The sequence below is a fragment of the Mesorhizobium sp. Mes31 genome (genome assembly GCF_024519675.1).
Taxonomy (GTDB): Bacteria; Pseudomonadota; Alphaproteobacteria; order Rhizobiales; family Rhizobiaceae; genus Mesorhizobium.
This window is the reverse complement of the sequence record NZ_JALJRL010000006.1, coordinates 330,243-342,339: the sequence shown is the minus strand read 5'-3', so window position 1 is coordinate 342,339 and position 12,097 is coordinate 330,243. Positions and strand designations below refer to the sequence as shown.

At 63.1% G+C, this 12,097-nt stretch carries 10 protein-coding genes; all 10 read right to left on the bottom strand.

What is annotated here, in order from left to right:
* Positions 1-45 precede the first annotated feature (45 nt).
* The 10 genes from NR193_RS13425 to NR193_RS13380 all read right to left on the bottom strand — a co-directional run bounded on the left by NR193_RS13425 (position 46) and on the right by NR193_RS13380 (position 12,084).
* Positions 46-894: a DUF1194 domain-containing protein gene (locus NR193_RS13425; RefSeq protein ID WP_256751297.1), complete on the bottom strand. Its 849-nt coding sequence runs from the start codon at positions 892-894 to the stop codon at positions 46-48.
* A 94-nt stretch (positions 895-988) separates the two neighbouring features.
* The gene (locus NR193_RS13420) at positions 989-3,550 is read right to left on the bottom strand and encodes an FAD-dependent oxidoreductase (RefSeq protein ID WP_256751296.1); all 2,562 of its coding nucleotides are present in this window, start codon (positions 3,548-3,550) and stop codon (positions 989-991) included.
* Between the two features lie 151 nt (positions 3,551-3,701).
* On the bottom strand, positions 3,702-4,460 hold the full coding sequence (locus tag NR193_RS13415; RefSeq protein WP_256751295.1) for an FkbM family methyltransferase: 759 nt from the start codon (positions 4,458-4,460) through the stop codon (positions 3,702-3,704).
* Positions 4,457-5,689: a hypothetical protein gene (locus NR193_RS13410; RefSeq protein ID WP_256751294.1), complete on the bottom strand. Its 1,233-nt coding sequence runs from the start codon at positions 5,687-5,689 to the stop codon at positions 4,457-4,459. Before NR193_RS13410 ends, NR193_RS13415 begins: the two co-directional genes overlap by 4 nt.
* An 18-nt stretch (positions 5,690-5,707) precedes the next feature.
* Positions 5,708-7,138 carry an aspartate aminotransferase family protein gene (locus NR193_RS13405; protein ID WP_256751320.1) on the bottom strand — a complete coding sequence of 477 codons (1,431 nt, stop codon included), beginning with the start codon at positions 7,136-7,138 and terminating at the stop codon, positions 5,708-5,710.
* A gap of 105 nt (positions 7,139-7,243) precedes the next feature.
* Positions 7,244-8,251 (bottom strand): NAD(P)-dependent oxidoreductase, encoded by a 1,008-nt coding sequence (locus tag NR193_RS13400; RefSeq protein WP_256751293.1) that lies wholly within the window; start codon positions 8,249-8,251, stop codon positions 7,244-7,246.
* On the bottom strand, positions 8,248-8,679 hold the full coding sequence (locus tag NR193_RS13395; RefSeq protein ID WP_091575504.1) for an EamA family transporter: 432 nt from the start codon (positions 8,677-8,679) through the stop codon (positions 8,248-8,250). The genes NR193_RS13400 and NR193_RS13395 overlap by 4 nt, the downstream gene beginning before the upstream one ends.
* A 124-nt stretch (positions 8,680-8,803) precedes the next feature.
* Positions 8,804-10,156: an FAD-binding oxidoreductase gene (locus NR193_RS13390; protein ID WP_256751292.1), complete on the bottom strand. Its 1,353-nt coding sequence runs from the start codon at positions 10,154-10,156 to the stop codon at positions 8,804-8,806.
* Positions 10,157-10,158: 2 nt separating this feature from the next.
* Positions 10,159-11,592: a UbiA family prenyltransferase gene (locus NR193_RS13385; RefSeq protein WP_256751291.1), complete on the bottom strand. Its 1,434-nt coding sequence runs from the start codon at positions 11,590-11,592 to the stop codon at positions 10,159-10,161.
* A gap of 228 nt (positions 11,593-11,820) precedes the next feature.
* Positions 11,821-12,084 carry a hypothetical protein gene (locus NR193_RS13380; protein ID WP_256751290.1) on the bottom strand — a complete coding sequence of 88 codons (264 nt, stop codon included), beginning with the start codon at positions 12,082-12,084 and terminating at the stop codon, positions 11,821-11,823.
* Between the last annotated feature and the right edge of the window lie 13 nt (positions 12,085-12,097).

The window sequence follows — 12,097 nt, the reverse complement described above, 5'->3', positions numbered from 1 at the left end:
CTGCTTCGGGCGACGAGGCAAGCCCGTGGCAACACGAGATCGGGCCTACCGACTGTCGAACATCCAGCTGCGGTTGCGCCACATTTTCTCGCCGACCAGGCAGTCGGTGGCGGGCCTGTCCTGCGCCAGCACCACCGGCGGATGATCTGCCTCCTCGGCCGCCCATTGCGGCGAGGCCGGACCAGCCAGCTCCAGCACCAGCTTGCGGCGGATGGCTTCGGGAAATTGCGTCCAGTCGTTTACCGGGATCATGAAGGCTCCTGGACCGCCGATGACGCAGTCGCTGTAGTAGCGATCGAGATCGTTGACATCGTAGGCACCGGTGAAGCCGCCTCGGGTCATCAGCGGCAGGCCGTTGATGACGATGCCCTGCTTGACCACGCCATCGCGGATCAGGTTGACCGGCGCGCCCTGGTTGTTGGGACCGTCGCCTGAAATGTCGATCACCCGTTTCGTCCCCTGGTAGCCACTTTCAGCGAAGAGGTCGCTGCCGAACTCCAGCGCGCCGGAGATCGAGGTGCGCCGCGCGCTGTTGGGCGGCTCGGCGGACAATCGTGCAACCACCCGCTCGGCGTCGGCACGGTTGGCGATCACCGTCCACGGCACGATGACGCGCTGCCAGGTGGTGCCGGCCCACTCGACGTATGTGACGGCGATCTTGCCATGGGCGCCGTCGGCGATGGCCTGCAGCACATTGTCATGCGTCAGCGCAGCCGCGTAGCCATGACGCTGGATCTCGAGCTCGTCCGCCGACATCGACAGCGAAACATCGACCGCCAGCACCAGTTCGACATCGACCGGCTCATCCGCCAGCGACGCAGGCGCCAGCCAAAGCATCAGCACCAGCGCGGCGCCGCCGGAAAGGAAATGTCTTGCGCACCGGAAAGCAGACATTCCCCAAGGGTAAGCGAAAACAGCCCGGTTAAAAAGACAAAAGCCCGGCCGAAGGCCAGGCTTTTGCGATCAAGTCCGTTGCTCCATCAGGCGATCAACTGCGCGGCTTGAGGTTCTCCGGATCGTAGAGCGGCTTGTAACCGACAGCCGCCACTTCGACTGGATAGGTTTCGCCGAAATATTCGATGGCAAGCTTGCGGCCTTCCTGGGCACAAGCCCACGGCAGATAGGCGAGACCGATGTTCTTGCCGATGGTCGGGCCGTAGGCCATCGAGGTGGTGAAGGATCGGCGGCCGAGTTCGTCGACCAGAGTCTCGCCCGTCTTCGGGTCCATCACCGGCATGATGCCGACCGGGTAGCGGGCAACACCTTTCGCATCGACATTGTCGGTCATCACCAGCGTGCACAGCATGGCGGGCTGATGCTCACGGGCGCGGTACTCCACATGCCTGGCCTTGCCGCAGAAATCGTTCTCCTTGACCTTCGGTCGCGCGAGATCGGCCTCAAGCAGATTGTACTCGGTCAGCAGGTCGGCGTTCTGCAGGCGCAGGCTCTTTTCCATGCGGCGGGTGTTGGCATAGGTCTCTACGCCGAACGGCATGACCCCGGTCGAACGCAGCGCGTCCCAGACGGCAAGGCCGTCCTCGTAGCGCATATGCAGTTCCCAGCCCTGCTCGCCGACATAGGAGATGCGGAAGGCGGTGACGTCCTTGCCGCCGATCCGCACAGGCTTGATCGCCGCGAAGGGAAAATTCTCCGGCGACAAGCCGTCAGGATTTTCGACAACCTTCTGCAGAGTTGCCCGCGCGTTCGGCCCCCAGATGCCGATGGTGACGAATTTCTCGGTCACGTCGGTGATGGTAACGTCGAAACCTTTGTCCTGTGCGGTGCGGCGCATGTACTGGAAGTCGCGCGGGCCGGCGTCCGCCCCGTCGATCAAACGGCAGCGGTCGGCCATCCGGATGACGGTGAAGTCGGCGCGCACCATGCCTTCCTCGTCGAGGAAGTGGGTGTAGATGCCCTTGCCGATGTTGTTGTCGCCACCGATCTTGGCCGCGCATAGCCATTCCAGCAGCGCGACATGGTCCGGACCTTCGATGTCATACATGGCGAAGTGCGACAGGTTGACGATGCCGACATCCTCGCTCATCGCCAGATGCTCGGCATTGGAGACGCGCCAGAAATGGCGGTTGTCCCATTCGTTCTCGCGTACCGGCACCCGATTGCCGTATTTCTCCAGCAGGTGCTCGTTGGCGGCATAGCCGTGCGCCCGCTCCCAGCCGCCCAGTTCCATGAAATAGCCGCCGAGTTCCTTCTCGCGCTCCCAGAACGGCGAGCGCCTGATGTTGCGGCCCTTGGAGAACGGCTCGCGCGGGTGCACCGCCGGATTGTAGACCTTCATCGCCGTCTCGGTGCAGCGATCCCAGATGAATTGCTCCTTCGTCTGGTGCGGATAGAAGCGCGCATAGTCGATGGCGTGATGGTCGATCGCCGTGCGGCCGTCGGTCATCCAGTCGGCGATCAGCTTGCCCATGCCGGGGCCGTCCTTGACCCAGATGGCGACGGCATACCACAGGCCCCTCACCTTCTGGCTCTCGCCCATCGACGGGCCGCCATCCGCCGTCACTTGCAGCAGGCCGTTGAAGGAATGGCTTTCGTTGTAGCCGAGTTCGCCCAGGATCGGCGTCAGCTCCATGGCGCGCTCGAGCGGCGCCAGGATCTGTTCCATGTCGAGGTCGCGCTGCGACGGCGAAAGCCGCGCCTGGTCCTTCTCCAGCAGGTCGCGCGGATGGCAGAGACGCGGGTTGGTCTCTTCGTAGTAGCCCCATTCGATCTGGCCGCCCTCGGCGGTCTTGGGATCGCCGGTGTCGCGCATATAGGCCGAGTTGCCCTGGTCGCGCAGCAGCGGCCAGCCGATCTCCTTGCCGGTGCCGGCGAACTCATTATAGGGCCCGAAGAAAGTCAGCGGATGGTCGATCGGCATGACCGGAAGGTCCTCGCCGACCATTTCCGCGATCAGCCGGCCCCAGATGCCGGCGCAGACGATGACATAGTCGGCCTCGATCGTGCCCCGATCGGTCACCACGGCGCTGATGCGGCCGTCCTTGACGACGAGTGACCTCGCCGGCGTGTTGGCGAAGGACTTCAGCTTGCCGGAGGCTTCCGCCTGGTCGACCAGCTTGCCGGCAACGGTCTGCGAGCGCGGGATGACGAGGCCGGCGTCGGGATCCCACAGGCCGCCCTGCACCATGTCCTGTTCGATCAGCGGAAATTTTTCCTTGATCTCGGCTGGTTCGATCAGGCGCGCGCGGGTGCCGAAGGCCTTCGCCGAGGCGATCTTGCGCTTGATTTCTTCCATGCGGCTGTCGTCACCTACGCGAGCCACTTCGAGACCACCGATGCGGGCGTAATGGCCCATCTTCTCGTAGAAATCGATGGAATAGAGCGTCGTCCAGCAGGACAGGAAATCGTGGCTGGTCGTGTAGCAGAAGTCGGAGGCGTGCGCCGTCGAGCCGATGTCGGTCGGGATGCCGGACTTGTCGATGCCGACAATGTCGTCCCAGCCGCGCTCGATCAGATGATGGGCGATCGACGCGCCGACAATGCCGCCCAGGCCAATGATGACGACCTTCGCCTTTTTCGGAAACTCTGCCATTGCCCGCGACTCCAAAGTGCTATTGCGGGCAGCGTCGGCGCCCGTTTGATCGGCGCACAATATGCAGGCGACGGGCACGACGCTACCGCCTGTTTGCGACACGCCGCAGGTGCGGCGCGACCCGATATGGATCCGGAAAAATCGCTGCTTGTCAGGCGAAGGCCCAGATGTCCTCGGCCTGGAAGCCGACCTGGTAGCCCGCGGTCTTCATCTTGACCACGACCTGGCCGATCTCCGCTGCCGGCAGCGCGCCGACCTCGACCTTGATCATGCCTGGACGGTAGCGCTTGAGGTCGAGCTGCTCGAAGACGATCCAGTCCGCCCCTTCGCAATCGACGAGGAAGGCGTCGATATGGGTGATGCCGTTGCGGTCGAGAAGCGTCTGCAAGGTCTCGGATGGCACCTCGATATCCCTGAGATGCGGTGCGAACTTGTTGAAGTTCGCGTCGGCCTCGCCCCAGGCATTCTTGCCCGACATCAGATTGGTGTCGGTGACCGACGAGCAGCCTATGAACTCGATGGGCAGCGTACCCGCCTCGAGCGCGGCGGCATCGAAGGTATGAACGGTGATCGTCCCCTTCGTCTTGGTGACAGCCACCGGCTCGATGATAAACCGGCTCGTGTCCGGATAGTTGGCGCGCAGCCGTTTCTGATTGTAGGGGATAGGCTCGACCAGCACGGCGCGAGCGCCAGCAATCCGGTGCAGCCATGGCGTGACGTCATCGAACAGCGCACCGTCGCAGGCCCCGACATTGACCATCTGGAACGGCCGTCCCGCCCCATTGAGGCGCGCCTTCAGCGCTGCCTTGGCCAGGAACTTTGTCCCGCGCAGCGACGGTCCACGATCGAGTACGCCCTCGGGAAGACCAAGCGACAGGGCAATGCGCGCCAGGCTGGATAAAGAACTCATGACTTGTCTCCAGGATTGACGTGCAAGGCGGCGCGCTGCTGGCCACGGGCCACTGTCGCCCACAGTGCCATCAGCGGCGTCGCCAGCAGCAGGAATGGCGGGATCAGATGCGGGAAATAGATGCGCGTGTCGTGGATCGGGAAGACAGCGAACTTCGCCAGCGCGCCGAGCACCAGCGCCGCAAACAGGATGCCGGCACGACGGTCGAGGCGGAAGCCGGCGCGGCCGGCCGCATACCAGCCGGCCAGTGCCAGCACCGACACGCCGACCCAGCTGTTCAGGCTGACGGCGCGCAGCAGCGACGTGGCAAACGCCCGGAGATAGGCGGTGACCGAGAATGGCGGCTCGAACCCGTCCATGTTGTAATGCTGCTCGATGCTGGAGAACCACAAATGCGGCCACCAGCCGGGATGATGGGCCCAGTGCGAGATGGCGAAGTAGGCGACGAAGGAAGCGGCAAAGCCGGCCAGCGCGCCCCATGCCTTCTGCCGGAATGCGACCAGCAGCACCGCGAAAACGGCAAGAAAAATAATAGTGTCCGGCCGCGCCATGAAGGCGAGGAAGAGCAGGACCGCGGTCGCCACCTCGCGGCCCCGGACATAGGCGTAGAGCCCGCCGAGAAACAGCGCCGAACACAACAGGTCGGGCGTCGAGGCACGCGCCGCATCGCCGAAATCGGCCATGATCAGCACAGCGCCAACCACAGGCGCCAACGCCAATGCCTTCTGCGAGCGCAGCCAGAGCAATGCGATCGCGCCGAACAGCAGGACGGAGAACACGGAGACGAGCCGCATCGCCTCGACCGGCGACATCACCGAACTCATCGTCGACAGGATCTCGGCGTAGAGGAACTTGATCCGGTACATGCCAAGCAGTGAGCGGAAGTCGGCGGCATTGTCCGTCATGTGGCTGCGGAACCCGCCACCATCATCAGTCAGGGTTTTATAGTCGCCTGCAGAAACACCTGATTTGACGGTGTTGTAGGCGTAGTCATGCAGCGCCTGCGCATCGGGATAGGTACCCTCCTCGGCGACAGCGAGATAGGGCAGCATGTCCCAGTTGGCGTCCGGCATCACCCATGCCGTAAACGCCGTCAAAAGAATATAGAGCGCGAACGCCGCCGCGCCGATCGGCGCGGCCAGCCGCGCATAAGTCCCCTCGCCCCACGCCAGACCGGCATCGGTGAGCCGGTCGAGCGGGTTTTTCGCGGCGGGAGACCTGGTCAGCATTGCTCAGCGAACTTCTATTTAGCGGACTTGGCTTTTGACGAAATCCTTCACGATCGACACGATGCCGCGCGACAGCAGGCTGTCGAAGGCATCGACGAAGCGATCGACATGCTCGCGCTGGCAGATCAGCGGCGGCTCGAGCCGGATGACGTTGCGGTTGTATTCGGTGAAGGCGACGAGCACGTCATAGTCGCGCAAGAGCAGCGCGCCGACGAAGCCGGACAGGGAGCCCTTCAGCTTGTCGTCGAGCACGCTGACGATCGGGCGCAGCACCATCGGCAAGGTCTGCGAGAAATCGTGGAACTCCAGGCCGACCATGAGGCCCTTGCCGCGCACATCCTTGATGATCTTCGGGTACTTGTCCTTCAGCGCCTGCAGCCGCTGCAGCAGATAGTCGCCAGTGACGGCGGCGTTGTCGATCAGCCCTTCGTCATAGAGCACGTTGAGCGCCTCGATCGAGGTGACACAGGCCTCGCCCATGCCGCCGAAGGTCGCCATCGCATGGATCATCGCCGTCTTCGGCGTGCCATAGGCCTTCATGTAGACCTCGCGCCGGGCGATCATCGCGCCGACCGCCGCCTTGCCACCGCCAAGCGACTTGGCCAGCGCCGTCACATCGGGAATGACGCCGTAATGCTCGAAGGCATAGAAGCGGCCCGAGCGGCCATAGCCGCACTGCACTTCGTCGGCGACCCACAGCACGCCATACTGGTCGCACAGCGCGCGCAGCTTCTGCCAGTATTCGGCAGGCGCCTGGATGATGCCGCCGCCGCCCTGGATGGTTTCAAGCACGATGACGCCGACCTCGGGGTCGGAGCGGAACAGGCGCTCGACCGCTTCGATGTCGGCAAAGGGAATACGGACCGTATTCTCCGCCATCTTGAAGTCGGCGCGATAGAGCTGGCCGTCGGTAATGCCCAGCACGCCCTTGGTCTTGCCGTGGAAGGAATTCTCGGCATAGACGATTTTCGGCCGCTTCGGGCCGGCGGCGCGCTCGGCGAGCTTCACCGCGGCTTCCATGGCCTCGGAGCCGGACGAACCGAGGAACACCATGTCGAGATCTCCCGGCGAGCATTTGGCAATGTTGTGCGCAAGTGCCGCCGCATATTGCGACATGAAGGCGATGGCAATTTCCTGCCGCTTCTCCTCCTGGAATTTTTTCCGCGCTTCCAGGATACGCGGATGGTTGTGGCCGAAGGCCAGCGAACCGAAACCGCCGAAGAAGTCGAGGATCTTGCGACCATTCTGGTCGATGTAGAACATGCCTTCGGCGCGCTCGATCTTGATCTTGTGGAAGCCGAGCAGCTTCATGAAATGCAGCTGGCCAGGATTGAGATGCGCCTTGAACAGGTCGGTCATGCGGGCGACATCCATCGACTTGGCCTGCTCGACGCTGATCAGGTCGGGCTTGGCGATGGTGGCGGGCGACAGCGCCGGCGCGCTGACCATGGTGCGCGCATTCGTCTGCTCGGGCTTGGCCATGACGGTCATTTCAATCTCCTGTCTGCGCGCACGAGCAGGATCGTGCGCAACGAAAGCTGTTTCGCGAGCCCGCTATTCGGCGGGCACATGTTTGGCGGCGACGGCGTGGCCGGCCTTCTTGGCGCGGTACTCGCTGTAGGCGGCGATCAGCATGTCCTCGTCGCGATACTGCGGCACCCAGCCGAGTTGGCGTTCGGCCTTGGACACGTCGAGCACGCACTCCTCGTCGGCGATCAGATATTGCTCCGGGTCCATGATCGGCATGTTCATGAGGTCGAGCAGGTCGAGCGTGCGCTTGACCGCCCAGCCTGGCGTAGGCAGCAGGATCGACTTCGAGCCGGCATGCCGGATCAGGTCGCCGAGCAATTTCTTCACCGGCGGCGGGTTGAGCGAGCCCAGATTATAGGCTTCGTTGGGCACGCCGGCCTTCCAGGCCGCGCGGGCAGCTTCCGCACAATCGAAAACAGAAATGAACTGGTAGGGGTTCCTGCCCGAGCCGATCATCGGCACGGGCAGATTCCAGTCGATCAGCTTGAACAGTTTTTCGAGAATGCCGAGCCGGCCGGGGCCGATGATCAGGCGCGGGCGAAACAGCGAGATCGACATGCCGCGCTTGCGCCATTCGGCGGCCAGTTCCTCGGTCTTCTGCTTCGACCAGCCATACTCGCCAAGCGGCGCGATCGGGTGCTCTTCGGTCATCGGCTGGGTGACCGTATGGCCGTAGATCATGTCGGTCGTATAGTGGACGAGCTTGGATGCGCCGGCTCTGTCCATGGCCTGCATGATGTGCTCGGTGCCGTGGAAATTGACCGGAAAGAAGAAATCATGCCGCTTGGCGCGCACCTGGATCGGCGACAGCATCTTGGCCGACAAATTGTAGACCATGTCGTCCGGCTTGATGCCGACACAGGCCACCGAGGCAGCCTCGGTCACGTCGCACTGGACGAAACGGACGGCGCGGTAGTGCGGCAGGTCGCTCTTGACGATGTCGGCGACAACAACCTCCTCACCATCGGCCACAAGCTTCGGGGCAAGGTGGCGGCCGACGAAACCGTCGCCGCCGAAAATCACATGTCTCATCGAACGGTCTCGCTGTGAATCTTGTCGGACGAAAGGGAAGCCGTTTCCTCGTCATGCCCGCGGCCACTTTGCGCGATCAGCACCGTGCCGACGCAGATGCAGGCGATGCCGGCGATACGCCAGCCATTGAGATCCTCGCGGAAGACGAAATAGGCGAAGATGGCGACGGCGACATAGGCGAGGCTGAGGAACGGATAGGCGAAGGAAAGCTCAACCTTGGACAGTACATAGAGGTGCGAGGCCATTGAGATGACGAAGGTGCACAGGCCAAGGAACACCCAGGGGCTGAAGACGATCTGCAACAGCTTGATGAGCGGGTTGACGCCCTCGAACGAGATCGGCCCGAGCGACATCATGCCTTGCTTCAGCATCAGCTGCGCTGCGGCATTGGTCATGACCGTAAAGAGAATGAAGACGATGTATTTCATGTTTTCCAAGCCACCCCTTCACGCTTCCTATTACAAACCCGCAAATATTTCGTGAAGTCAAAAGACTGTTTTGAGTGAACGGCAGGATTATCAATACGCTAACCAAGATTATTTCAAATTCTATCTATTCCGCTGCTTCGACAGCACCACGCCGCGTGTCGAGCTTCTTTGCCGTCCGCGCCCAGAAGCTTGACATGAAGGCTGGATCGCGAAGCGCCTCCAGCCGTGGCCATTCCGGAAAGGACGAAGCGAAGATATCGGCGCCCATGCGGGCGTCCTTGTAGGGATTGACCGCGCCGCCGGCCTCGACCGTGATGCGGTCGAGTTCCCGCAGCAAGGCCAGCGTCGCCGCTCCCCTGTTGGGGAAATCAAGCGTCAGTGTGTATCCGGGACGCGGGAATGAAAGCAGCGCCGGCGAGCGGACGCTGCCGAAGCGTTTCAGCACGGTGAGGAACGACCCCTGCCCGGCTCGCCTGGCGGCAGCGAGAAGCGCCGGCACGACGGTGCGCGCGGCCGCTTCCGGTATCACGCTCTGGTGCTGGAAAAGCCCTTTCGGCCCGTAAAGCCGGTTCCAGTCGCGCACGCCGTCAAGCGGAAAGAAGAAACTGTGATAACCGACCTGGCGCGGCGCCGTCGACCGCCCCTTCTTCCAACGGTAGGCGGCGTTGAATGCGGTCAGGAACGGCCGATTGAGTACATTGAACGGCGGCTGGACCGGTATCGAGAGATTGCCGCCGGCACGCGAGGCGGCATGCGAGCCGTGCTCGGCATGATTGCCGGTGAACAGCAACCCACGGCCGCTGTTGCGGCCGCCGGCAAGCTGGTCGATCCAGGCGACCGCATATTCATTGGCCTGATCGGCGGCCTCGGCCAGGCCGAAGAATTCGCCAAGGTCGCGAAACGGCGTCGCCTTCTCGACGATGTCGAGTGAAGGAACACGCATCAACCGGATAGAGGCTGACAGGATGAGGCCGGTCAGTCCCATGCCGCCGATCGTCGCCCGAAACAGCCGTGGATTGTCTGTCACCGAGCAGCGATGGGTCTTTCCATCGGACCGTAGCAGCGTGAAGGTCTCGACATGGCAGCCGAAAGTGCCGCGCCGATGATGGTTCTTGCCATGGACGTCATTGGCGATGGCGCCGCCGAGCGTGACGAATTGCGTGCCCGGAAGAACCGCCGGGAAGAAGCCGTAAGGCGCGGCATGGGCGATAATCTCGGACAGGAGCACTCCGGCGTCCGCCTCGAGAAGACCCGTCTCGGCGTTGAAGGCTCCGATACGGTTCAACGGCCGCATGTCGACGACCGTGCCGGCCTCGTTCTGGCAGGAATCGCCGTAGGAGCGCCCATTGCCATAGGCCAGCAGCGACGCCGGCTTGGCCTGGCCTGCCCTCAGCAGCGCAATGCCATCCTCGGCGCCGATCGCTCGTGGCGCTGGCGGTGTGGCAAGGCCAAAACTCTGGAGCCGTTCGCCAGCCATGCCTACCAGCCCCCGATGACCAGCAGCACAGCGCCGATCAGCACGACGATCTGGCTGCGCCAGTCACGGATGATGAAGACGACCGGGTCGTCATGCATCTCGTCGCGGCGGGCGAGGATCCAGACGCGCATGGTGAGATAGAGCACGATCGGCGCCAGCGGCCAGATCAGCCACGGATGCGGATAAAGCTCGCGCACCGAAACACTGTCCATGTAGAGCGCCAGAACCAGCGCCGAGGAGAAGGCCGAGGCCATGCCGGCCTGGGCGACGATCTCCTGGTCCTCGGTGCGATAGCCGCGGCCGGCAATGCGCTCGCCTGGCGGAATGGCGGTGGTGCGCAATTCGACAAAGCGCTTCACCAGCGCCAGCGAGAGGAAGAAGAAGATAGAGAAGGCAAGCAGCCAGAACGAGACGTCGACGCCGGTCGCGGCCGCACCCGCCAGGACGCGGATCGTATAGAGGCCGGCGAGCGTCAGCACGTCGACCAGCAGCATGCGCTTGAACGACAGCGAATAGGCCGTCGTGACGACCATGTAGCCGCCGAGCACAGCCAGGAATTCCACCGGCAAAAGCAGCCCGGTGCCGATGCCGATCACCAGAAGCACGACGATCGAGCCAAGGCCGAACGGGATCGACAGGGCGCCGCTCGCAAACGGCCTGTTGCGCTTGGTGACGTGCTTGCGGTCGAGCGCGAGGTCGAAGAAATCGTTGAGGATATAGATGGCCGACGCCACCGCGCTGAACGAGATGAACGCCAGCAGGCATTCCCAGATCATGTTGGAGTTGAAATATTCGTGCGAGAGCACCATCGGCACCGCGATCAGCGAGTTCTTCAGCCACTGATGGACGCGCAGCATCTTGACGATGGTCCGCAATGTCGGCTTCGGCGCCGGCATGGTCTCGGCGCCGTGTGCCGCCTGCCAGCGAGCGGCATGACGGTCGGGCGCCACGACGATCGCCGCGCGCGCGGCATCGAAGACCTGGAGGTCGTGGCGGCTGTTGCCGGCATAGTCGAAACCGCCGTCGCCATACGCCGCGATCAGCGAGGCGCGCTTCATGCCCGAAGTGAGATTGTCGAGACCGTCGGTTGCCAGCACCCGGTCGAAAATGCCGAGATGGTTCGCGATGGCGTCGGCGAACTTGCGTGGCGTGCCGGTCGCCAGCACGATCCTGCGGCCTTCGGCGTGCTCAGCACGAATGCGGTCGAGTAGCGGCTCGCGATAGGGCAGCGACGCCGGGTCGATGTCGATGCGTTGGGCGATCGCCTGCTTCAGCCGCGCCGGTCCGCTAGCGACCCAGAAAGGTACGAGGAAGATATAGAGCGGGTTCTTCTTGAGAAGGATGAACAGTCCTTCCCACAACAGGTCGGTCGCGATCAGCGTGCCGTCGAGATCGACCGCAAGCGGTATTGCGTTCCTGTCCGAGCGCGCATCCATGTCCGTCCTGCCCTGCCAGCGTATGATCCGGGAAACCGGAATCTCGTTGCGCGCCGCGTTTCGGCGTCTTGAAAGCTGGTATAGCGGGGGATGGCGTAGCGAACGTTAAAACGTCCGGTTGCAGGCGGCTGCCGCGGCTGTATTTCCGGCGTCATTGTTAAACAACTGCTACCGGAAACGATAAAAGGCCGAGCGAATGCCCGGCCTTCCCTGTCGTACCGTCGAGACTTACTTGATGCGGGCGACGCCGCCCGAGATCTCGACCGTTTCAGAGCCGGTCAGGGCTTCAAGGTCGCCGTTGGGCAAGGTGACGAAGCAGCCATTGGCGCAGAACTCGACGGTTTCACCGGCGGCCAGCGCAAGGTCGGTCTTGCTGCCGCCCTCCGTCACGACCAGCGTGCGGGTCTCGGCGTCCTTGTTGACCGCGCTCGCGGCATTGGCCGAGCCGATGGCAGCGACCAGGGCGACGGCAGCGACGAGAGACTTCCACATGTTGCAATATCGG

What these genes read in the sequence shown, in the direction of transcription:
- NR193_RS13425 (WP_256751297.1), bottom strand. Translation starts at nt 894, where the DNA reads ATGTCTGCTTTCCGGTGCGCAAGACATTTCCTTTCCGGCGGCGCCGCG.
- NR193_RS13420 (WP_256751296.1), bottom strand. Translation starts at nt 3,550, where the DNA reads ATGGCAGAGTTTCCGAAAAAGGCGAAGGTCGTCATCATTGGCCTGGGC.
- NR193_RS13415 (WP_256751295.1), bottom strand. Translation starts at nt 4,460, where the DNA reads ATGAGTTCTTTATCCAGCCTGGCGCGCATTGCCCTGTCGCTTGGTCTT.
- NR193_RS13410 (WP_256751294.1), bottom strand. Translation starts at nt 5,689, where the DNA reads ATGCTGACCAGGTCTCCCGCCGCGAAAAACCCGCTCGACCGGCTCACC.
- NR193_RS13405 (WP_256751320.1), bottom strand. Translation starts at nt 7,138, where the DNA reads ATGGTCAGCGCGCCGGCGCTGTCGCCCGCCACCATCGCCAAGCCCGAC.
- NR193_RS13400 (WP_256751293.1), bottom strand. Translation starts at nt 8,251, where the DNA reads ATGAGACATGTGATTTTCGGCGGCGACGGTTTCGTCGGCCGCCACCTT.
- NR193_RS13395 (WP_091575504.1), bottom strand. Translation starts at nt 8,679, where the DNA reads ATGAAATACATCGTCTTCATTCTCTTTACGGTCATGACCAATGCCGCA.
- NR193_RS13390 (WP_256751292.1), bottom strand. Translation starts at nt 10,156, where the DNA reads ATGGCTGGCGAACGGCTCCAGAGTTTTGGCCTTGCCACACCGCCAGCG.
- NR193_RS13385 (WP_256751291.1), bottom strand. Translation starts at nt 11,592, where the DNA reads ATGGATGCGCGCTCGGACAGGAACGCAATACCGCTTGCGGTCGATCTC.
- NR193_RS13380 (WP_256751290.1), bottom strand. Translation starts at nt 12,084, where the DNA reads ATGTGGAAGTCTCTCGTCGCTGCCGTCGCCCTGGTCGCTGCCATCGGC.